Raw genomic sequence first — 21,178 nt, forward strand, 5'->3', positions numbered from 1 at the left:
ATTGCTCTGTCACGCGGGCGATCCCGCCCGGACATTCCTTCCTCCCCTGAAACGACCTGACCCGTGATGATGGATTCTTCGGTTTCCGGTCGAAACGAACCCTCTCACAAATTAGTTGCTTTGGCAACCTAAATCGCAAACAAAAACGGCGGACCGCGAGAGAGGCGGCGCGATCCGCCGTTCCGCTCAATTCTTGACGAGCGGGCAGTTCCCTTCGCTCTCGGGACGGAAGGCCTGGTTGCCCGGAATCTTCGCGACCACCTTCAGCAGATCCCACTTCGATTTCGATTCGTCGGGCGATTTCACCTCGAGCAGATAAAGAGAATGCATCTTGCGCCCGTCGGCGCGGATCGTCCCCTTGCCGAACAGCGGATCGTCTGTCGGCATCTCCTTCATCGCTACGACCACGGCCTTGCCGTCGGTCGCGCCGCCGACCTTGTCGACGGCCTTCAGATAGTGCAGCACCGAGGCGTAGACGCCGGCTTGCATGTCGTTGGGATAGTTGTTCTGCGGGTGACGCTCGGCAAAGCGTTTGGCGAAGGCGCGCGTGCCGTCGTCCAGATCCCAATAATATGGATTCATGATCTGCGCGCCCTGCGCCGCCTTCAGCCCGAGCGCGGGAATGCCGTTCATGCCGAGAATGAGCCCGACCAGCTTCTGCTTGCGGGTGAGGCCGAATTCCGCGGCCTGCTTGATCGAGGTGATGGTGTCGTCGCCGGCGTTGGCAATGCCGACGATATCGGCGCCCGAAGCCTGCGCCTGCAGCAGGAACGAGGCGTAGTCGGCCGTGCCGAGCGGATGGCGCACTGCGCCGAGCACTTCACCGCCGGAGGCCTTGACGCCCTCTGCGGCCTGCTTCTCGAGGTCGTGGCCGAAAGCGTAGTCCGCGGTGATGAAGAACCACTTCTTGCCGCCCTGCGCGACCACCGCCTTGCCGAGGCCGCGCCCGTAGGCATAGGTGTCGTAGGTCCAGTGCACGGTGTTCGGCGTGCATTTCTCGCCGGTGAGCAGTGCGGTGCCGGCGCCCGAGCCGACGAAGACCTTGTTCTTCTGCGCGCTCATGCCGGCGACCGCGAGCGCGATCGCCGAATTCGGCAGGTCGAAGATGGCATCGACGCTCTCGGCGTCGTACCAGCGGCGCGCGATGCCGACGCCGACGTCGGTCTTGTTCTGGTGATCGGCTGTGATGACCTCGACCGGCTTGCCGGCGGCCTTGCTGCCATAGTCCTCGACCGCCATCTGTGCGGCAATCACCGAACCGATGCCCTGATAGGTCGAAAACACGCCGGACTGGTCGTTGAGCACGCCGATCCGGACCTTCTCCTGGGCCTCTGCGGCGCCGGCGTGCATTGCGCCGAGAGCCATTGCAGCCAGCATTCCCCTGCGAAACATCTGTCGCATGCTTTCCCTCCCGTATACAAAAAGGCGGCCTGCGGGCCGCTCCGAAATTACTTATAAAATATAAGTATTTTTCGGAAGTGTCAATTCATGCGATGAAGAGCGAGCGACCAGAGATGGGAAGAACCGCCAAGACGCTGACGCGAAAGGGAAACGAACCGGAACCGGGTTCGTCCCGTAAGCTCGATCTGAGCAGCTTGCGGCAGACCCCGGGCTTCATGATCCGGATTCTGCAACTGGAGAACTTCGAGGCGTTCTACCCGCATTTCCGCGAACTCAAGCTGTCGCCGGTGGAATACGCGATCCTGGTCACGCTTCGCGACAACAAGGCGGTGACGCAGAGCGAGCTTGCAGGCGTGCTGAAGATGCAGTTGCCCAATCTGGTGAAGATCCTGTCGCGCATGGAGGAGGCCGGCACCATCAAGCGCAAGCGGTCGGCGCGGGACAAGCGCGCCGTCGAGCTTTCGCTCAGCGCGGCCGGCGAGCGACGGGCCAACGAGGCCAGCCGCCTCGGCGTCAGCTTCAATGCACACACCCTCGCCCCGCTCGACAAACAGGAGCGAGCCGCCTTCCTGCAGATGCTGGTGCGGCTCTTCGACGGATACAGGAACGCCGCACCCTGACGGCCGGCCTTACGCGCAGCCGACCCAGGCGCGCGAAGCGTCGTCGTTCAGGACCACCACTGCCGCCGCCCGTCGCGTCAGTACTGCGCGCTGGTTGATATAGCCCTTGTCGGTGATCTCGCCGCCATCGACGGAGGCGGGCTCGGCCAGCAGCAGCGCGCGTGTGGCATGGCCGGAGGAGTTCGGGAACTGTGCCTTCAGCCTTGCCAGCCCCTGCCCGGTCGCCGCACGGACCTTGTCGTTGTCGATCACTTCGTCTGTGCTCGCCTGTTCCGGCAGTCCGGCATGGGCGCGGCAGGCGGGAATGTTTGGAAAGACCAGGAAGCGCACCTCGTCGCCATCATGCCCGGAGACGACGATGTCCTGCGCCAGCGGCGCAAGCGCGGCAATGCCCGCGACGCGCAGCGTGCCGACGCTGACCCAGGTCCCGGAATTGAGCTTGAAATCCTCGGCAACGCGGCCGTCGAAGAACAGCCCGAGTTCGGGATGCGCGGGATCGGCGAACTTGACGGCATCGCCGATCAGATAAAATCCCTCCTCGTCGAAGGCCTGCCTGGTCAGTTCCGGCGCCTTCCAGTAGCCGGGCGTGACATTGGGCCCACGCACGCGCACCTCGAGCTTGTCTCCTGACGGAACCAGCTTCAGCTCGGTGCCCGGGATCGGCACACCGATATTGCCGGAACGTTTCGCGAGGAAATGACAGTCGGTCGCCAGCGGCGAGGTTTCCGTCGAGCCCCAGGCAGACACCATCGGCAGCTTTCGGCCGACGGTCTGCAGCGAAAGCTCCTCAAGGGCGTCCCACAGGTTCTGCGGCAGCGCCGCACCGGCATAGAAAGCGAACTTCACCCCGCCGAAGAACTTCCTGCGCAACTCCTCATCGCCACGGAGCGCCGCGATCAGCATGTCGAAGCCGCGTGGCACGTTGAAATAGACCGTCGGCACCACGCTGCGCAGGTTCGAAAGCGACGTATTGAACACTCCCGGCGCCGGCTTGCCGCCGTCGACATAGAGCGTGCCGCCATTGCGCAGCACCAGGTTGAAATTGTGATTGGCGCCAAAGGTATGGCTCCACGGCAGCCAGTCGAGGATGACGAGGCCTTCGCCCGCGCCTTCGAGGAAGGTCCAGGTCTGCGCCTTGGCCTGCTGGCTCGAGGTCAGCATCCGCTGGGTATTGATGACGGCCTTCGGCGTGCCGGTCGAACCCGACGTGAAGAGGAATTTTGCCACCGTGTCCGGCGTCACCGCCGCGAATGCCCTTGCGACGTCGGGCGTCTCTGGCGTCGCCGCGACGTCACGGAAGGCAATTGCATCGCCATCGGCACTGCCGCTGATGATCGCGGCCTTGTGCAGCGGCCGTATGGCCGCAAGCGCCGCGGCAAAGGGCTTCGTTCCCGAGACATAGATCGCGCCGGGCTGCAGCAGCTCGATCATCCCCTTGAGCTTGTCGAAATCCCGCGACATCAGCGAGTAGGCCGGCGAGACCGCTGCGACCGGCACACCGGCATGCATCGCGCCGAGCGCGAGCAGCGCATGATCGACACTGTTGTCCGAGAGGACGGCAACGGGCCGTTCCGCACTCAGCCCCTGCGCCAGGATCCAGGCGGCAATGGAACGCACCTGTTTCAGTGCGGCGGCATAGGTCACTGTCGTCCACGGCGTATCGCCGGCACGCTCGCCGAGAAAGATGCGATCCGGCGCGGCGCGAGCCCAGTGCTCCAGCCAGTCGCCGACGCAGCGCGCGGCCGGCTTCAACGGCGTCGTCGATCGCACGATCGTGGAGCCGTCGGCACGGCGTTCGGCCACGATGGCGGGCGTCGCAAAGAGACTGTCGGGATTGTCACCGCGGATGGCGGCCATCGTCATGGGTTCCTCTCCTCGGCCCGCGGCGGGGCCTGCAGCCTCGTGGCCGGGCTGCTTGGCTATAATGTTGAGCAGAACAATTGTTGTCGTCAACAACAATCTTTCCCTTCGCCGCCCTCCGCGCTACAAGGGAAGCAACTCCGGAGGAAACAATTGTCCAGCCAAACCGTCCACCCGGGAACGGGAATTCCCGCCCGCAGGAAGCAATCTGCGAAAGGTTCGCAGCGGCACATCGACCCGGGCGCCGAGATCGGTCTCGACGCGCTCGCGGGGCATGCCGGTTACGCCGTGCGGCGCTTCCAGCTCTGGATCTTCCAGGATTTCATCAGGACGCTCGCCGCGGTCGACATCAAGCCGACGCAATATTCGGTCCTGACCGTGATCGGGGCCAATCCGGGACTCAGCCAGATGGCTGTTGCAAAGCGGCTCGGCATCGAGCGCGCGCGGCTCGTGCACCTGCTTGACAGCCTCGAACGGCGCAGGCTGGTCAAACGGGTGCAATCGGCCACCGACCGGCGATCCCACGCGCTGCACCTTACCGCGCAGGGCCAGGAATCGCTGCGCAAGTTCAAGCGGCTTGCGGCCGAGCATGAGCGGCACGTTTCGGACAAAATCGGCAAGGAGAACCGGGAGCGCCTGCTGCAGATCCTGTCCTGCTTCACCTGAGCGTCGAATCGAGTTTTCGTCATGGCCGGGCTCGTCCCGGCCATCCACGTCTTCCTTCCTCATGGCCCCAAAGACGTGGATGCCCGGCACAAGGCCGGGCATGACGAGTTGTTAAAGCCGCGACAGGCGAGATCACGCCGGCAGGATGTCCGAAATCACGGCGCGGCCCTTCTGCACGACCTGTGCAAGACGTTCCTTCAGCGAATGCGCCGGCCGCAAGCCGTCCGAGGCCAGCACATGCGTCAGGTTTCCGACATTGGTGCGGCTGCGCTCAACCTCGGCATCGAGCGCGGCCGCCACCGACGCCATCTGGTCGCGCAGCCGTTTGCCCCAGTCGGAATCGCCGAGATCGATCTGCGCCTTGAGCGCGCTCTCGATCGCATAGATCTCCTTGAGAATTCCCTTGGCGACCGTGACGCGGTTGCTCTTCAGCGCAACGGCCAGCAGCAGGCGCCGCTCGTCGATCTGGTCCAGCACCATCGAAACGGCGAGCGCATAGGGCGTGGCCGCGATCGCGGCGGGGACCTTGCTTTCCGCCACCTTGGTGGCGAGATGCAGCAACTGCCAGGGCATTGCCAGGCGTCTTACGACGATCGTCAGCGCGAAGGGAATGGCGTCGGCGTTCGCACCCTTTAGCGCCTTGAGCTGGCCGATCACCTTGGCAAGCGCCGGCCCTTCGAGCTTGGCGATTTTCGGCGCGAGGGTCTGCGCAAATTTGGTCAGCGCATCGCTGGCGCGAAATACCATGAACATCTTGGCGAGGTCGTCGAACACCGCGGAAGAACTCGTGTACATGCGAAGCGCGGCACGCACCATCGCGCTGCCGTCGGCCGAACGCATCGTGCCGTCAAGATAGCCCAGCGCTTTCTTCTGGAAACCGACCGCCAGCTTTTCCGCTTCCTTCGGATTGGCGGCGACCTTGCCGACATTCTCGACATACTCGCGCGCCATCGTCGTCAGCAGCTCGGTGGCCAGCAGGGTCCAGATCGGCACCAGCGAACCCCGTGCGATCTGGCCGCTGTTGGCGCGCTCGGGCGCGCCGTCGACCAGCACGGGCTCCAGCGGCTTGAAGAACAAACGCGCCGGCTCGCCGCGGCGTTCGGTCCCTTGCGGGAATTCGGCGCGCAACGACGCGATCAGCTCCTCCGTGCGAGGGATGGATTCGCCGAGTTCGAGCAGCCGCTCCAGTTCGCCAAGCAGCCGCCCGCGCACCTGCGGCGAAAGCTGCGCGAGATATTCCTTGAGCTGCTCACTTGCCCGGTCTGGCTGAGCCATTGATTGTTATCACCTTTTCCGAGTGCGCAAGACGCGCAGCCGAACGGAATTCCGGTTATTGAGTACCGCGGAAAGGTGAATTTCCGGCGAATATGCAACCGTCAGTTTGAGGGATCGCATATATCCGCAACCAAACGGGCTGGGAGTAACCCGCTTGGGATAGACTGCCTATTTTTTCAGCACACAGCGCATCCAGTATACAGCCCACGACCCGACGCGATATATCTAACTATATGATTTATCTGTCATATGTTGGCAGGACGCCCGAACCGCATTGTGTACACAATGGCACATCGCTTGCTTCGATCCCCTGGAAGGCGACTGGCGGACCCGGGGTGGATGAGGAGGCGTTGACGTGCCTGAGACGGTAGCTGCGATCGTGGCCGCGCATCGCGACGGATCGGCTTCGCCCGCGGACACCGTGGCGCGCAGCTACCGACGCATCCGCGAGCACAACGACCCCGCCATCTTCATCGCGCTCCGCGACGAGAACGATGCGATCGCCGAGGCCAAAGGCCTCGCGGGGAAAGATGCGGCCGGGCTTCCGCTGCTCGGCGTGCCGGTTGCGGTGAAGGACAATATCGACGCCGCCGGGATGCCGACCACTGCGGCCTGCCCGGCCTTCTCCTACCAACCGGCCCAGGATGCGACCGCGGTGGCGCGGCTGCGCGCCGCCGGCGCCATCGTCATCGGCAAGACCAATCTCGACCAGTTCGCGACCGGTCTGGTCGGCGTGCGCTCGCCCTACGGCATTCCCGTCAACCCGGTCCGCGGCGATCTCGTCCCGGGCGGATCGAGTTCGGGATCGGCGGTGGCGGTCGCGGCGGGACTGGTGCCACTCGCGCTCGGCACCGATACGGCCGGAAGCGGCCGGGTGCCGGCGATGCTCAACAATATCGTCGGACTGAAGCCGAGCCTTGGCCTCATCTCCACTGCCGGCGTGGTGCCGGCATGCCGCACGCTCGACTGCGTCTCCGTGTTCTCGCTGACCGTCGACGATGCGATTGCCGCGCTCAAGGTGATGGCCGCGCCCGATGCCGGCGATCCCTTTTCGCGCAACCGGCCGCTCGCCGGCATGACGGCATTTCCGGCAAAGCTCCGGCTCGGCATTCCCAGAGACGGGCAGCTGATCTTTTTCGGCGACCGGCATTCCGAGCAGGCCTATGGCGAGGCGTTGCAGCGCTGGAGGGCGCTCGGTGCGGAACTGGTCGAGTTCGATCTGGAGCCGTTCTACGAGACCGCACGACTGCTCTATGAGGGACCGTGGGTGGCCGAGCGCTATCTCGTCATCCGCAACCTGCTGGCGTCATCGCCCGACTCCATTCATCCGGTGACCCGCGAGATCACGGGAGCCGGCGCGCGCCTGAGCGCTGCCGAGACCTTCTCCGCGCTCTATCGCCTGCAGGCGTTGCGCGGCGTCGCGGCGCGCAGCTTCGCCGATCTCGACGCGATCGTGCTGCCGACCGCGCCGACCGCCTATTCGACCGCACAGGTGCTGGCCAACCCGATCGAACTGAACAGCCGGCTCGGCACCTACACCAACTTCGTCAACCTGCTCGATCTCTGCGGCCTGGCGTTGCCGTCGACCATGCGCTCCGACGGCATCCCGTTCGGCATCACCCTGCTCGCACCGGCCGGCAGGGACGCTTTCCTCGCCAGCATCGGGCGCGTGTTCCACGCCGACACCGGACTTGCCGTCGGCGCCAGGGGTGTGGCCCAACCGCCGCTCGCGCCGCTGCCCGCGGCGGACGGCGACGAGATCGCGATTGCCGTCGTCGGCGCGCATTTGTCCGGCATGGCGCTGAACGGCGAACTGCAGGCGCTGGGCGCACGGCTCCTGGAAGAAACCGTGACGGCGCGGGACTACAAGCTATATGCGCTCGACACCACGCCGCCGAAGCCCGGCATGCTGCGCGTCGAAGCCGGCGCAGGCAGCGCGATCAAGCTGGAGCTGTGGGCACTGTCGGCGGCCGCATTCGGCAAATTCGTCGCAGCAATTCCGCCGCCCCTGTCGATCGGCACGGTGCGCCTTGCCGACGGCCGCGGCGTGAAGGGATTCATCGTCGAGCCCGCCGCCGTAAGTGGGGCGCGTGACATCTCGTCGTTCGGCGGCTGGCGTGCGTTCGTGACGAGGCAGGCGACGGAGTAGTCTCAGCCGTCATTGCGAGGAGCGATAGCGACGAAGCAATCCAGCTTCTTCGCCGCGGAGACGAAGCTGGATTGCTTCGCTTCGCTCGCAATGACGGAACTACCTACACCGACACCGCGTAGACCTCGTATTCCCCGCGCACCAGCTCGATATGGGCGCGCATCGCGGCGGCGGCGCCGGTGCGGTCGCCGCGCAGGATGGCGACGACGACGCGGTCGTGCTCGGCATGGGATTTCGCGAGCCGGCCCAGATTGCGGAACTGGGCGCGGCGGAACGGCTGCACGCGCACGCGGGTGGCCAGCGTCATCTCCGCGATATAGCCGTTCTGCGAGCCGGCATAGATCGCGTTGTGAAAACGCTCGTTGACTTCGTGAAAGAGTTCGGGATTGCCGGCGTGGCTGAGCACGCGCAATTCCTCGTGGATGGCTTCCAGCCGCGCGCGCTCGGTCGGCGTCATCCGCTCGGCAGCCAGTCCTGCGCACAACGCTTCGAGCTCGGCCATCGCCTCGAACATGCCGTTGAGGCGCTCCAGCGTCGGCCGCGCCACCACGGCGCCGCGATGCGCGCGCGCCTCGATCAGGCCGCTTGCCGCGAGCTGCCGCAGCGCCTCGCGCACCGGCGTGCGCGACACGCTGAAGCGGCGCGCGATGTCGGTCTCGTCCAGCGGCGCGCCGGGCGCAAGCTGGCCGCGCACGATCTCGTCGGCGAGCTGCAGGCGAAGCTCCTCCGCGCGCGTGATCTTGGCCTGATGCGGCGCCGGCCGATCGACGCGGCGCACCACCGGATCCGAGTCGGGGTCGTGTTGCGCTCTCGTCGGCAGATCATCGAGGCTCATGTCTTCTGATCCTGCGGTTCGTCGATGATGCTGACATGCGCGGCGACGATTCGCCAACCTTCCGGAAAGCGAATCCACGTCTGCATCTGCCGTCCGACTCTTGGGCTGGTCCATGCGTCGCGATAGAACAATGTCGAGGCCACCGCGGTATCACGGCCATAGGTGGTGATGACGGTCTTGTCGGTCCTGCGGATCAGCCCGACCGGAGAGCGCGCGGCGCGGAACGCCATGATGGCGTCATAGCCGTAGAGGTTCTCGCCGATGCCGTAGCGCAGCGTGCGCCCGTCGTTGCGAAAGAGCTCGTCGAGCACGGCGACGTCGTTGCTGACCAACGCCTGCTCGTAGCGCTGGAACTGGGCGGTGACTTCGTCGAGCACGTCGGGAAGGTCGATCTCCATCTCAAATTCCTCGTGGGCCCGGCGCTGCGGCCACGCCCATCTTTTCCAGAGCGTGCGCCACCCGCAACGCGATGTCCTCGCGCCAGGGCGCAGCGATGACCTGCACGCCGATCGGCATCGGCTCCAGCGGCACGGGCACCGCGACCACGGGCAAGCCGATGAAGGAGATCGGCTGGGTATGGATGCCGATATTGGCGCGCACCGGCAGCTCCACACCATCCAGCACGAACGTCGCCTGCCCGAGCTTCGGCGCGACGCAGGGCGTGGCGGGCGCCAGGATCACGTCGACCGACTTGAACAGCTCCAGCACTTTCGCGCGATACCAGCGGCGGAATTTTTGCGCGCGATCGACCAGCACCGCCGGCACCATCGCGCCGGCAATGAGGCGGTCGCGCACCGCCGGATCGAAATCCCGTGGCCGCTTGCGCAGCCGGTCGAGATGCAGCGAAGCGCCTTCGGTGGTGGTGATGATATAGGCCGCGGCGCGGGCGCGAGCGGCTTCGGGGATGACGACGGTCTCGGTCGCACCGAGCGCTCCGGCAACGCGGGCGACGGCTTCCTGCGCCTCGGGAAACAAGTTGTTCTGGAAGTAGCCGCCGGCAATCGCGACCTTCAAGCCGCCGACGCCTTGCACGAGCTGCGCCGTCACCGGCTCGACCGGCCGCGTCGTGCAGGCGGCGTCATCGGCATCGCCACCCTGCATCGCGTCATAGGCGAGCGCGAGATCCCTGACATTGCGCGCGAACGGGCCGAGATGATCGAGACTTGCCACAAAGGGATAGGAGCGCGCGCGCGACAGCCGGCCGTAAGTCGGTTTCAGGCCGAAGATTCCGCAGAAGGACGACGGCACGCGGATCGAACCGTTGGTGTCTGATCCGAGTGCAAGCGGCACCAGTCCGCCGCCGACGGCGCTGCCCGAACCGCCGGAGGAGCCGCCGCTCATTCGCGTCGGATCGTGGGGATTGCGCGAGGGGCCGTCATGAACGTTCTCGCCGGTGAAATCGTAGGCGTATTCACCCATGTTGAGCGCGCCGACCAGCACCGCGCCTGACGCTTCCATGCGCTCGATCAGCGTGGCGTCGCGCGCGGCCGGCGGCAGGTCGCGGTTGATCTTCGATCCCGCGCGCGTGGAGAGGCCTTTGACGTCGAACAGGTTCTTCACCGCAAAGGGCACGCCGGCGAGCGGGCCGACGTTCTTGCCCGCGGCAATGGCGGCATCGACCTCGCGGGCCTTGGCCCGGGCGCGCTCGGCGGTGACGTCGGTGAAGGCATTCAGCAGCCCGTCGTGCTTCCGGATCCGCGCCAACGCGGCCTCGGTGACCTCGGCGGCCGACAATCTGCGCGCAGCGACCGCTAGCGCGATGTCGGAGGCGGACATGCCGTCGGATGATGCGGTCATCGCCATGTCAGGCTGAATAGACACTGGCTGGCTCGGTTTCGTCAGGCAGCGTGAACTCGTCGACCAGACGGCCGAGCCGCAGCGAGACCTCGAGATTGGCGCGCACCGACTGCCGCCAGGCTTCCTCGACGGTCAGGCCCAGCGCCTTCGCTGCGGAATCGATGTAATCGTCGAGCGGATCGGCAGCCATTGTTCCTCCCGTTGTTCTTGTCAGTGCACCGGCAGCGGCGGATGCGGGATCGCCTCCAGAAGCTCCCGCGTGTAGGCGTCCTGGGGATCGCCGAGCACCTTCTCCGAGGTGCCCTGCTCGACGACTCGCCCGGTCCGCATCACGATCACACGATCGCACAACAGCCGCACCACATTCAAATCATGGGAGACGAACAGATAACTCATGCCCATGGACTGCTTGAGGTCCTGCAGCAGGTTCAGCACCACCGCCTGCACGGAAACGTCGAGCGCTGCGGTCGGCTCGTCGAGGATGACGAGTTTCGGCTGCAGCGCAATCGCCCGGGCGATGCCGACGCGGGCCTTCTGGCCGCCGGAGAGCTGGTGCGGGAAGCGGTCGAGCAGATTGAGCGGCAGGCCGACGAGCCCAGCGAGTTCCTCGCAGCGGGCGCGCAACGCGTCGCGGCCCCTGATGTCGCCGAGTTGCATGATCGGGTCGGCGATGGCGCGCGCCGCGGTGAAGCGCGGATTGAGGCTGTCGGTCGGGTCCTGGAACACCATCTGGATGCTCTTGCGCAGCGGCAGCCGCGCAAAGGCATGCGGCATGATCGCGCCGATCTCGTCGCCGTCGAACACGATGCGGCCGGAGGTCTGGTCCAAGAGGCGCATCACCATCATCGACGTCGTCGACTTGCCGCAACCGGACTCGCCGACGAGGCCGACACTTTCGCCGTGGCCCACGGTAAAGCTGATGCCGTCGACGGCACGGAACACCTCCTGCTCGACCGGCGGCTTGCGGCCGAACAGCTTGCCGAGCACGGCGGTCGCGCCCTGGCGCGGATACTCTTTCACCAGCTTCTCGACGAGGAGGAGCGATGCCTTCTCCCTCTCCCCGCCCTTCGCGGGGAGAGGGTCAGGGTGAGGGGCTGCATCTGCGAGCGCAGCACGTGGAGAGTCCCCCTCACCCGGCGCGCTTTGCGCGCCGACCTCTCCCCGCAAGCGGGGCGAGGTTGAAGAGAGCGCGGCCGCCTCTTCCTCCGGCAGCAGATCGCGCAGGGACACGCCGACACGCGGCGTCGCGCGCATCAGCTTCTTGGTATAGGGGTGCTGGGGCCTGGCAAAGATGTCGGCCGACATGGCCGTCTCGACCACATGCCCCTTCTCCATCACCACCACGCGGTCGCAATAGGCCGCCGCTAGCCCGAGATCGTGCGTGATCAGGATGGTGGACATGCCGCGCTGCCGGGTCAGCTCCACGATCAGATCCATCACCGCCTTCTGCGTGGTGACGTCGAGGCCGGTGGTCGGCTCGTCGGCAATCAGCAGCCGCGGATTGCAGGCGAGCGCCAGTGCGATCACCACGCGCTGGCACATGCCGCCCGACAGCTCGAAGGGATAGGCGTGATAGCGCTCGCGCGGGCGGGCGATCTTGACCTGCTCCAGTGCCTCGATCGCCTTCTCGCCGCGATCGGCGACCTGGGACTGCTGCACATGCTGGCGCAGCACGTCCTCGATCTGGTCGCCCACTTTGCGGATCGGGTTGAGCGCCGCGCGCGGGTTCTGGAAGATCATGGAGATTTCGCGGCCGCGCAGATCGCGCATCTCGGCTTCGCTCGCGGCCTTGACGTCGACGCCCGAGAACATCACCGAGCCCTCGGCGATCCTGCCGGCGCGGTCGAGGATGCGCATCACCGCATAGGAAGTGACCGACTTGCCGGAGCCGGATTCGCCGACAATGCCGAGCGTCTCGCCCTTGCCGACGGCGATGTCGACATGCTGCACGGCCTTGACGATACCGCGCCGCGTGGTGAATTCGACGGTGAGATCCTGGACCTCGAGCAGCGGCTGCGCGGTCATGGGCGCCTCCGCTTTTGCGGCGCGTCAGCCAAAAACTCGCAAAACAACCCCATGCAAAGTAGCGGAGCGGTAACGCGGTATTGAGTCGCGACGGTCATCACGTCCTCCGCTGCGGCGCCCTATTCCCTCTCCCCGTCCTTACGGGGAGTGGGTCAGGGTGAGGGGCATCTATCAGCGCGCTCAACTGCGCGAGGAGTGTGTGGAGGCTCCCCCTCACCCGGATTGCGCAAGCGCGCAATCCGACCTCTCCCCGCGCGCGGGGAGAGGTGAAAACAGAACGCCGCACCGCCCTATCCATCATCACGTCCTCCGCTGCGGATCGACGATATCGCGCAGGCCGTCGCCGAGCAGGTTGAAGCAGAACACCGCGATCATCAGCGCAAGGCCCGGGAACAGCGCGATCCACCATTCGCCGGACACCATGAAGCCTGCGCCTTCGGCGACCATGATGCCCCACTCCGCCGTCGGCGGCCGGACACCGAGGCCGATGAAGGAGAGACCCGCGGCGTTGAGAATGGCGTAGCCCATGGTCAGCGACATCTGCACGATCATGATCGGCATGATGTTGGGCAGGATATGCACCAGCAGGATGCGGAATTCGCCATTGCCCGACAGCCGTGCCGCCTGCACGAAACCGGCGTTGCGGCGGACGTTGGCCTCGGCGCGCGCCACGCGGGCATAGAGCGGGAAGTTGACGATTGCCGTGGCGAGGATGATGTTCTGCACGGTGTTGCCCAGGGCTGCGACGATGCCCATCGCGAGCACGAACAGCGGGAAGGCCATGATGGTGTCGGCGATGCGGCCGACGACGCGGTCGGTCCAGCCGCCGAAATAACCGGCGGCGATGCCGGCAAGCCCGCCCATCAGGAACACCAGCGCGACCGAGCTCACGGCGATGAACGTATCGAGCCGCGTGGCGACCACGACACGGCTGAAGATGTCGCGGCCGAGCTGGTCGGTGCCGAACCAGTGCGCCGCCGACGGCGGCTTCAACGCCTGCGCCGTGTCGGACGCCAGCGGATCATAGGGCACGATGTAAGGGCCGAAGACCGCGGCGAACAGAATGACGACCAGCAGTCCGAAGGCGAACGCGGTGACCCTGTTCTCGCCGAGCACATATCGGGTGTGCTCGAACATCGAGACGAGGCCGGACTTGCGCTTCTCAGCCGGCTCGGCCGTAACGGAATCGGCGGTGACGCTACTCATGCTTCCTCCTCAGCCCTCGAGCCGGACGCGCGGATCGATCACGCCATAGAGAATGTCGATCAAGAGATTGAGCAGCACGTACATGACCGCCATGGTCAGCACGAAGCCCTGCACCGGCGCGAAGTCCGAGGCGATCAGCGCCTCCACCGCATAGGAGCCGATGCCGGGCCAGGCGAAGACTTTCTCCACCAGCACGTTGGCGCCGAGCAGGAAGGAGAACACCATCGAGAGCGTGGTGATGACGGGCAGCATGGCGTTGCGGAAAGCGTAGGTGACGACCACGGTGCCCGGCGACAATCCGCTGGCGCGCGCGGTGCGTACGAATTCGGAGGCCAGCACCGCCAGCATCGAAGCGCGGGTCATGCGCGCTATCGGCGCCAGCGAGAAGATCGCAAGCGTCGCCGCGGGCAGCACGAGCTGGCTCAGCGCCGAGCGGAACGCCTCGAAGTCGCGGGCGATCAGGGTATCGATCAGGTAGAAGCCGGTCACCGTCGGCGGCGCGCTGTAGAACACGTCGAGCCGGCCAAGCGGCGCCGGCGACCAGCCGAGGCGGAAATAGAAGACATAGACCAGCACGAGGCCGGTGAAAAATACCGGCAACGATACGCCGGCGGTCGTGGTGATGCGGCAGAGATGGTCGATCCACGACCCCGGCCGCGTCGCGGCCATCACACCGAGCGGCAGCGCGATCGAGATCGACAAGAACAGCCCGAGCAGCGTCAGCTCGGCGGAAGCCGGCAGGCGGTTGCGGATTTCGGTCGCCACCGGCTGGCCGGTCGTCAGCGAATTGCCGAAATCGCCATGGGCGAGATCGTTGGCGTAACGGACGAACTGCTCGACCAGCGGCTTGTCGAAGCCAAGCTTCTTCCTGATCTGCTCGATCGCTTCCTTGGTCGCGGCGGGCCCGGCGAAGTAGGCGGCGGGATCGCCCGGCAATGCACGCGTCAGCAGGAAGGTGACGATGACGACTCCGATCAGGCTCGGGATCGCAAACATCAGCCGCTTGCCGATCATGCTCAGCATGGAGATCTCGTTCGTTGCGCAACAAAGGGGCCGGATGGGCCTCCTTCCACCACATCGGGACTGAATGGGCTCCCTCCCCCCTTGCGGGGGAGGGTTGGGGAGAGGGGTACCAAGGAAAGACTGCCGATGACGCCACCCCTCTCCCTGCCCCTCCCCCGCAAGGGGGGAGGGAATGAGAGAGCTGTGGCTCCCTCACTCAAGGAAAGGAGAAAAGCGCGCGCTTCTGCGTCACGGACACCCATGGCGGCTTATGCCTTCACCAGCGCGCGGTAGTCGAGGCGACGGTGGAACCAGTACTGGTAGCCCGAGACGTTCTTCTGCATCGCGACGTTGACGAAGGGCTGGTACAGCGGGATGCGCGGCACCTCGGCGAAGGCGATGTCGACAAAGCCCTTGACGTCGGCATCGTACTTCGCCTTGTCGCCGATCGAAGCGGCGGTGCGCGCGCCGTCGATCATCTTGTCCATCTCCGGCGACTTGTAGCTCATCGTATTGAAGATGGAATTGTTGCCGTGATAGCACCAGTAGAAGAAGTATTCGGGATAATCGAGCCAGCCCGAGAACACGTTGGTGTAGAGCGGCAGCTCCTTCTTGGTGAGCTCGGTGCGCCAGTTGGCGCCGGGGATCTTGTTGATCGTGGTCTTGATGCCGAGCTGGGCCAGACTCTCCTGCACCAGGATGCAGAGCGGCTCGTTGACGTTGGCGAAGTTCAGGTCGAATGACAGCGTGGTCTCGAAGCCGTTGGCGTAACCGGCCTCCGCCAGCAGCGCCTTCGCCTTCGCCATGTCGGTGTTGAACTTGGTCGGCTGCGGCCACGCCACTTCGGTCGCCTTGTCCGCGGGCGCACCGAACATCGGATTGGCGAGGCCGAACAGCACGGCGTCGATGATCTTCTGGTACGGGATCGCATAGGCGATCGCCTGCCGCACCTTCGGATTGTCGAACGGCGGCTTGGTCACGTTCATGCCGATGTACTGGATGCCGTTGGAGAACGGCAGCGACACCACGTTGAGCTTGCCGTTGGCCTTCATCTCCTGGAAATCCTTGAACGGCAGCTCGTAGGAGATGTCGGCGTCGCCGCGCTCCAGCAGCGCGCGGCGGTTGCCGGCCTGCGGCACCATGCGCCAGATCACGCGCTTGATCTTCGGCAGGGGACCACCGACCCACTCGTCATTGCGCTCCATGATCACTTCGGTGCCGGCGGTCCACTTCGTCACCTTGTAGGCGCCGGAGCCCGCGGTCTGCTGCTTGGTGTATTCGAGACCCCACGGATCCTTCTCGCTGGCGTTCTTCTTCACCAGCTCCGAATTGACGATGCAGGGCACGATGACGGCGAGATCGGGAATGGTCAGGCGGTCCTTCTTGGCGAAGTCGACCCGCACCGTGTTGTCGTCGACGACGACGAACTGCTCTGTCTTGGTCAGCGAGCCCGCGCTCATCTGGAAGGTCGGAAAGCCGCCGACACTGACCGCGCGGTCGAGCGACCATTTGACGTCCCTGGCGGTGACCGGCGCGCCGTCGTGGAACTTGGCGTTCTTCTTCAGCTTGAAGGTCACCGACATGTCGTCGATCTTCATGTCGTCGGCGAGCTCGCCCTTGAACTTGTCGCGGTCGTAATAGGGCACCCCTCCCGGACCGCTCTTCATCTCGTGGCTGATCAGGCGGTCGTAGCAATTCCACGACACCTCATAGCCGGGCACGTTGGTGCCGATGCCGTGGATGTCGAGATTGTTGGGGCCGCCTTCGGAGACGATCAGGAGCGTCTCGGAGCGGGCATCGGCCTTGGCGGACGACCAGATCGCCGGTGCCGGCACCATGGCGCCTGCCGCCAGTCCCGAGACGGATTTGAGGAAATCGCGACGCTTCATGGGGTGCTCCAAGGGCTAGCTGTGGATTTGGCCTGGAGCGGGATTCGCAAGGATTATGCCAGAGCTTAATGAGAGACTAACGGTCGCCCAACCCATTGCTGTAACAGTGGAATTTCGCAGATACCGGGCCTGATCGCCCATTTGGCAGGCGCACAGGTTGCATACAAAGCGCTGCCTTTGCTCAAAATATAGGCTGAAAGATTGAACGGCCCGATCGTTGTGCGGCGCATTGCCCTAGGGCAAATGCGCGCCTCCTCCGTCTTCGGCGCAATAGCGGACAAGGGAGCGGCGGTCCTCACTCCGGCAAACCAGCCGCTCGCAACGCTTCGCCTAGTTTGGAGCTAAATTCTGGCTTGCGAAGCGGAAACAACTCAACAAGCGCCCGCTGTGTGCTGAAAGTGGGATCGAGCTTTTGCAGTTCGGACGCCGCTGCCCTGGCTACGTCCACCCGACCAGCCGCCACGCAATTCGCGATCAACGACCCAAAAATTTGAGCATTTGGGTAAACGGTCGCCACGCTTTTCGCAATTCCGTATCCCTCGTCGTACTGGCCCTGAAGCCAGTATGCCCAAGCCAGACCGGCGGAGGAATTCACTCTCATTGCGTCGAGCGGGCTGAAACGGATCATCGATTGAAAGCTCTCAATGGCCCGCTCAGGGTCGCACCCAACCACTGATATCCAGCCAAGTGAAAAGCGTGCGGTGGCAAGATTTGGATTGAGTGAGAGCGCCTTTTCGACCATCGCAGCACCGCGGTCGAATTCGTTTCCGAGAAACATGAGAGTATGGCCACATCGTGCGAGCACAAAGGCGTCTTCGCTGCCTATTTGAACGGCTGCATTCGCGAGCCTGATCGCTTCGGCGCGCATTTCGGGCGTCAAAGGGTGACTGCCCGCACCAACCTGTCCGTGAAACGTATGAGCCGCCATCGCGTACGCAGCTGCAAATTCCGGGTCCAGCTCAAAAGCCTTTTTGAAAAGTTCACGCGCCTCCGGCCATGCTCTATTATAGTGCTGAGCAAGGCCTCGCAGGTAGAAGTCATAGCTGTCCAATCGGTCCGTTGGTTTCTGCCTGGCACGCGCAATTTCGGCTTCTTCGATCTGGGGTGCGATCAGACCTACCACGGCACCTGTCAGACGATCTTGCAAGTCGAAAACGTCGTCGATTGGACCGTCGAATTTGTCCGCCCAGAGATGCCTATCTGTAGATGCCTCAATCAACTGCCCGGTTACACGAACGCGGTTTCCCGATCGTCTAACACTTCCTTCGAGGACGTACCGGACCCCCAACTCGCGCCCAACCTGCTTTATGTCGACGGCCTTGCCTTTGTAGGTGAAGCTCGAGTTACGCGCGATAACGAACAGCGATTTGAACCGTGAGAGCGCTGTGATGATGTCTTCCACCATGCCGTCTGCAAAGTATTCCTGTTCCGCATCACCTGACATGTTTTGGAACGGCAGAACCGCGATTGATGGCTTGTCAGGCAGCGGGAGCGGCACGGTGGTGACAAATTGCTGCGATGAGGCGCTCGGGGTGGTTTTTGGTCGCTGATCGTCTATCCTCACAGCGTAGGCGCGCACCGGACGAGCGATATTCTTCAAAGTCTTGTCGCCGAGATCGATGAACTCTAGCGCGACCTTGCCGCGCACCTGATCATAGGCAGACGCCGAGATACAGATGCCACCCGGCTCGGCGATGCCCTCCAGCCTAGCGGCGACGTTGACGCCGTCTCCGAGGATATCATCGCCCTCAATCAGGATGTCGCCGAGATTGACGCCGATCCTGAAAGCCATCCGGCGGTCCGGCGGGACCTGCTCATTGCGCTCGGCCATCACCGCCTGAACCGCCACAGCGCACTCGACGGCATCCACCACTGACGGAAATTCGAGCAGTACACCGTCGCCGGTGGTCTTCACGAGGCGCCCGCCGTGCTTGGCCACCAGAGCGTCGGTGACGGCTCGGTGTTCGCGGAGGGTCCGGGCTGTGCCGACCTCGTCGAGGCCCATGAGGCGGGAATAGCCGGCCACGTCGGCCGCGACGATTGCCGCTAACCGGCGCCCCACTCGAACCGGCTGATCCTGTCCAGGCAAGTGCCTGTCTCCCCCTTAACCGCCAGCTATTCTGTACGGAAGCCGAATAGGGAGACAAGGGGGCATGGGCCGTGCAGACATCGGGGACAGTCAAGGCCAAGCCTACCTGACCCCATGAGCGGCATACACCGTTCCGGCCGCGCGGTCATTGGCCGGGGAGCCTCAGGGGCAATAGTCCTCGCCATTGATGCGCAGGCAGCGCGGCGAGGCGACCATCTGCTGCCGGCCGCAGCCGTCTGGCGAAGCGATCTTCTTCAGCGCCCGCAGCGCGGCCATGGTCGGGCGGTACCAGAGGTAAGGCTCGTCCGACAGCAATGATGCGCGGCGCAGGCCCTGGACGGTCGGCGCCTCGAAGGCGCCATTGCGCTCGCCCTGCATGCAGCCGAGCCTGAGCAGCTGCTCCTGGATCATCTGCACCAGTTCGCGGCCTTCATAGGCGGGGCCGGCGCTGTCGAGCACGGTGATCTCGCGCAAGCGGATCGCGGCCGCGCGCGCCTCTTCCGCCTCCGGCGCATCGGGAAACAGCGCGGCGACGAGGTCGTAGGCTTCCGGCGCCTGCGTCTGGGCTCGCTTTGCGCGCGACAGCACCAAAGCCGCGGCCGACGAGGCCGTCGCAGGCTCGGCAGACGCCCCCTGCCTCAGCTTCGCAACGATGCCGCGGGCTTCAGCGGCTTCCGGGCTCGACGGGAAGCGCTCGATCAGGAGTTCGTAGAGCGCGAGGTTTCCCGTCTCCTTTGCGGCCGCGAAGAGCTGCTCCGATTGCGACGGCGGCGGCGCCGGCGGCACGAAATAGAAATCGAACTCCAGCGCGGTGGACTCCCAGGGAATCTGCTGCTCCCGGGTCGAGAGCCGCACGTGGCGGCGCACGCTCTTGAAGACGTCTTCCAGCTTTTCGCCGGGCGTGGCGATGGCTTCCGCCAGCGCCCGCGTATAGGGGCTGTGCCCGTCGTCGCCGTCAAAGGCGATCTTGCCCGAGCCGGTCGAGGACGCGATGAACACGCCATACACCGCTCCCATCGGCACCAGCCCCAGCGTGCCCGATGGCGCAATGCCTGCGGGAAACGGATTGTCGCGGCAGGCGTCGACAATGAGGATGTTGAGCTGGTTGCCGGCGGATGCCAGCCGGTCGGCGACGCGCTTGAGGCTGAGCGACTGGTGCGGAATGTCGGCGCGCTTCCTGATGTCGGCGTTGACGGGCACGAGGTAGTTGAGCGAGTCATTTTCGAGGCCGTGGCCGGCATAATAGAGCAGCGAGACCGTCTGCGGCCCACGCTGCTTCACCTTGCGCGAAAACTCCTCGACATCTGATGTCATAGACTTGAGGTCGCGGTCGGCAACCGCGGTCACCTCGAAGCCAAGTTGCCCGAGCTTTTCCGCCATCAGCGCCGCATCGCGGCCGGGGTTATCCAGCGTGCCGAGCTTTGGGTAATTGGCATTGCCGATCACCAGCGCCAGCCGCGGCGCCGACGACGCCACCGTCCTGCGTTCGCCCGGCTTCCTCTCGCTGGCAGCCAATGACGAGGCAACCACGAGCAGGGTCAGCAGCCCTGCAAGCACTGATCTCAGGAAGCCCTTTCGCATCGACAATGATTTCCCACCCCTCAACCTTTGCGCGATCCTAGGCGAAGGCACCTCGCCTGTCATGGCCCAGGCCCTGCCGTCAAATTGACGGTCACCGGCCAGTATGGTTGGATTTGAAAATTGATTTTCTGAATTGCCCGGCCAAGACGACCTCCTCCAGTAAAATCCCCGATCCCCCCGATGCACAAGGCCCATTCCCGAAAGCCAGCCGCGGTCGCGGTCATGGCGTTGGCATGTGCGATCGGCGCCCCGCCCGCTGTTGCCGGCGTACTGAGCGGACGCGAATTCCAGAACCTGCTGGCCGGCGGGCCGGAGGGCACCACGATCGTCTTCCAGGGCGGCACCGACAAAATCTTTTATTCGCCGACCCTGAAGAACAAGCTTCGGCTCAGTTCTGAACTCGGTCCCGGCTTCCTCAAGCAGAAGATCCTGCAGAATACCGTCACCGAGGGCGTGTTCATCGGCGCGACGATCGAGGGCGGCAAGTTGCGCACCATTTCCGGCATTGCCGGCATCGCCGCCGACAACGAGAGCGGCCACGGCGTGCTGACGCTGCTGCAGACCTTTCCCGAGGACACCAACATCAAGGCCTTCCAGAAGCGCGACCGGCTTTACTCGGTCGTCATCGTCGAGGACGCGCCGAGCGGGGTCGTGTGCCGCAGGTCACATTGGGAGAAGCTGTTCGCACTTAAAGGTGAACCCAAGCTGACGACGGTGCCGTGCGAATTCATCGTGGGCAACACCGTTGCGCCAGCGGGGTCGCAGTAGACGGATCCGAATTGG

The 21,178-nt window shown here is 64.7% G+C and carries 17 protein-coding genes; 4 read left to right on the forward strand and 13 right to left on the reverse strand.

Annotation, left to right across the window (positions count from 1 at the left end; translation table 11 throughout):
• Nucleotides 1-186 precede the first annotated feature (186 nt).
• Nucleotides 187-1,377 carry an ABC transporter substrate-binding protein gene (locus HZB49_RS13165; RefSeq protein ID WP_291612236.1) on the reverse strand — a complete coding sequence of 397 codons (1,191 nt, stop codon included), beginning with the start codon at nucleotides 1,375-1,377 and terminating at the stop codon, nucleotides 187-189.
• Between the two features lie 239 nt (nucleotides 1,378-1,616).
• Between HZB49_RS13165 and HZB49_RS13170 the strand changes: the two genes are divergently transcribed.
• On the forward strand, nucleotides 1,617-2,021 hold the full coding sequence (locus tag HZB49_RS13170; RefSeq protein ID WP_291611954.1) for a MarR family transcriptional regulator: 405 nt from the start codon (nucleotides 1,617-1,619) through the stop codon (nucleotides 2,019-2,021).
• 9 nt (nucleotides 2,022-2,030) lie between these two features.
• Here HZB49_RS13170 and HZB49_RS13175 read toward each other — a convergent pair whose 3' ends face one another.
• Nucleotides 2,031-3,884 (reverse strand): feruloyl-CoA synthase, encoded by a 1,854-nt coding sequence (locus tag HZB49_RS13175; protein WP_291611956.1) that lies wholly within the window; start codon nucleotides 3,882-3,884, stop codon nucleotides 2,031-2,033.
• Nucleotides 3,885-4,067: 183 nt separating this feature from the next.
• On the opposite strand from HZB49_RS13175, the gene HZB49_RS13180 reads away from it, so the two are divergent.
• Nucleotides 4,068-4,547, forward strand: coding sequence for a MarR family winged helix-turn-helix transcriptional regulator (locus HZB49_RS13180; RefSeq protein WP_291612238.1), 480 nt, complete (start codon nucleotides 4,068-4,070; stop codon nucleotides 4,545-4,547).
• Nucleotides 4,548-4,679: 132 nt separating this feature from the next.
• On the opposite strand, the gene HZB49_RS13185 is transcribed toward HZB49_RS13180, so the two are convergent.
• A complete protein-coding gene (locus HZB49_RS13185; RefSeq protein ID WP_291611958.1) occupies nucleotides 4,680-5,822 on the reverse strand; it encodes a hypothetical protein in 1,143 nt (380 codons plus the stop codon).
• A 355-nt stretch (nucleotides 5,823-6,177) separates the two neighbouring features.
• On the opposite strand from HZB49_RS13185, the gene atzF reads away from it, so the two are divergent.
• A complete protein-coding gene (atzF, locus tag HZB49_RS13190) occupies nucleotides 6,178-7,971 on the forward strand; it encodes an allophanate hydrolase (RefSeq protein WP_291611960.1) in 1,794 nt (597 codons plus the stop codon).
• A gap of 103 nt (nucleotides 7,972-8,074) precedes the next feature.
• Here the strand turns inward: atzF and HZB49_RS13195 are convergent, their stop codons facing one another.
• The 10 genes from HZB49_RS13195 to HZB49_RS13240 form a co-directional block, all read right to left on the reverse strand.
• Nucleotides 8,075-8,806, reverse strand: coding sequence for a GntR family transcriptional regulator (locus HZB49_RS13195; RefSeq protein ID WP_291611962.1), 732 nt, complete (start codon nucleotides 8,804-8,806; stop codon nucleotides 8,075-8,077).
• Entirely contained in the window at nucleotides 8,803-9,204 is a 402-nt protein-coding gene (hpxZ, locus tag HZB49_RS13200; RefSeq protein WP_291611963.1) for an oxalurate catabolism protein HpxZ, read from the reverse strand. The genes HZB49_RS13195 and hpxZ overlap by 4 nt, the downstream gene beginning before the upstream one ends.
• Nucleotide 9,205: 1 nt before the next feature.
• The gene (locus tag HZB49_RS13205) at nucleotides 9,206-10,603 is read right to left on the reverse strand and encodes an AtzE family amidohydrolase (protein WP_291611965.1); all 1,398 of its coding nucleotides are present in this window, start codon (nucleotides 10,601-10,603) and stop codon (nucleotides 9,206-9,208) included.
• Between the two features lie 7 nt (nucleotides 10,604-10,610).
• Nucleotides 10,611-10,793 (reverse strand): DUF4089 domain-containing protein, encoded by a 183-nt coding sequence (locus HZB49_RS13210; protein WP_291611967.1) that lies wholly within the window; start codon nucleotides 10,791-10,793, stop codon nucleotides 10,611-10,613.
• A gap of 20 nt (nucleotides 10,794-10,813) precedes the next feature.
• Complete coding sequence (locus HZB49_RS13215) at nucleotides 10,814-12,628, reverse strand: ABC transporter ATP-binding protein (protein WP_291611970.1); 1,815 nt, start codon at nucleotides 12,626-12,628, stop codon at nucleotides 10,814-10,816.
• 300 nt (nucleotides 12,629-12,928) lie between these two features.
• Nucleotides 12,929-13,834: an ABC transporter permease gene (locus tag HZB49_RS13220; protein ID WP_291611972.1), complete on the reverse strand. Its 906-nt coding sequence runs from the start codon at nucleotides 13,832-13,834 to the stop codon at nucleotides 12,929-12,931.
• 9 nt (nucleotides 13,835-13,843) lie between these two features.
• Nucleotides 13,844-14,857, reverse strand: coding sequence for an ABC transporter permease (locus tag HZB49_RS13225; protein ID WP_291611975.1), 1,014 nt, complete (start codon nucleotides 14,855-14,857; stop codon nucleotides 13,844-13,846).
• A gap of 248 nt (nucleotides 14,858-15,105) precedes the next feature.
• Nucleotides 15,106-16,725, reverse strand: coding sequence for an ABC transporter substrate-binding protein (locus HZB49_RS13230; protein ID WP_291611977.1), 1,620 nt, complete (start codon nucleotides 16,723-16,725; stop codon nucleotides 15,106-15,108).
• Between the two features lie 295 nt (nucleotides 16,726-17,020).
• The gene (locus HZB49_RS13235) at nucleotides 17,021-18,814 is read right to left on the reverse strand and encodes an adenylate/guanylate cyclase domain-containing protein (RefSeq protein WP_291611978.1); all 1,794 of its coding nucleotides are present in this window, start codon (nucleotides 18,812-18,814) and stop codon (nucleotides 17,021-17,023) included.
• Nucleotides 18,815-18,976: 162 nt separating this feature from the next.
• Entirely contained in the window at nucleotides 18,977-20,395 is a 1,419-nt protein-coding gene (locus HZB49_RS13240) for a caspase family protein (RefSeq protein ID WP_291611980.1), read from the reverse strand.
• 222 nt (nucleotides 20,396-20,617) lie between these two features.
• On the opposite strand from HZB49_RS13240, the gene HZB49_RS13245 reads away from it, so the two are divergent.
• Nucleotides 20,618-21,163, forward strand: a complete 546-nt coding sequence (locus HZB49_RS13245; RefSeq protein ID WP_291611983.1) for a hypothetical protein — start codon at nucleotides 20,618-20,620, stop codon at nucleotides 21,161-21,163.
• Nucleotides 21,164-21,178 lie beyond the last annotated feature (15 nt).

The organism is Bradyrhizobium sp. (assembly GCF_016219575.1).
In the GTDB taxonomy this organism is placed as follows: Bacteria; Pseudomonadota; Alphaproteobacteria; order Rhizobiales; family Xanthobacteraceae; genus Bradyrhizobium.

Excerpts from the sequence above, each read along its gene's own strand:
- HZB49_RS13165 (WP_291612236.1), bottom strand. The coding sequence starts at position 1,377 with ATGCTGGCTGCAATGGCTCTCGGCGCAATGCACGCCGGCGCCGCAGAG.
- HZB49_RS13170 (WP_291611954.1), top strand. The coding sequence starts at position 1,617 with ATGATCCGGATTCTGCAACTGGAGAACTTCGAGGCGTTCTACCCGCAT.
- HZB49_RS13175 (WP_291611956.1), bottom strand. The coding sequence starts at position 3,884 with ATGACGATGGCCGCCATCCGCGGTGACAATCCCGACAGTCTCTTTGCG.
- HZB49_RS13185 (WP_291611958.1), bottom strand. The coding sequence starts at position 5,822 with ATGGCTCAGCCAGACCGGGCAAGTGAGCAGCTCAAGGAATATCTCGCG.
- HZB49_RS13195 (WP_291611962.1), bottom strand. The coding sequence starts at position 8,806 with ATGAGCCTCGATGATCTGCCGACGAGAGCGCAACACGACCCCGACTCG.
- hpxZ (WP_291611963.1), bottom strand. The coding sequence starts at position 9,204 with ATGGAGATCGACCTTCCCGACGTGCTCGACGAAGTCACCGCCCAGTTC.
- HZB49_RS13205 (WP_291611965.1), bottom strand. The coding sequence starts at position 10,603 with ATGACCGCATCATCCGACGGCATGTCCGCCTCCGACATCGCGCTAGCG.
- HZB49_RS13210 (WP_291611967.1), bottom strand. The coding sequence starts at position 10,793 with ATGGCTGCCGATCCGCTCGACGATTACATCGATTCCGCAGCGAAGGCG.
- HZB49_RS13215 (WP_291611970.1), bottom strand. The coding sequence starts at position 12,628 with ATGACCGCGCAGCCGCTGCTCGAGGTCCAGGATCTCACCGTCGAATTC.
- HZB49_RS13220 (WP_291611972.1), bottom strand. The coding sequence starts at position 13,834 with ATGAGTAGCGTCACCGCCGATTCCGTTACGGCCGAGCCGGCTGAGAAG.
- HZB49_RS13225 (WP_291611975.1), bottom strand. The coding sequence starts at position 14,857 with ATGCTGAGCATGATCGGCAAGCGGCTGATGTTTGCGATCCCGAGCCTG.
- HZB49_RS13230 (WP_291611977.1), bottom strand. The coding sequence starts at position 16,725 with ATGAAGCGTCGCGATTTCCTCAAATCCGTCTCGGGACTGGCGGCAGGC.
- HZB49_RS13240 (WP_291611980.1), bottom strand. The coding sequence starts at position 20,395 with ATGCGAAAGGGCTTCCTGAGATCAGTGCTTGCAGGGCTGCTGACCCTG.
- HZB49_RS13245 (WP_291611983.1), top strand. The coding sequence starts at position 20,618 with ATGGCGTTGGCATGTGCGATCGGCGCCCCGCCCGCTGTTGCCGGCGTA.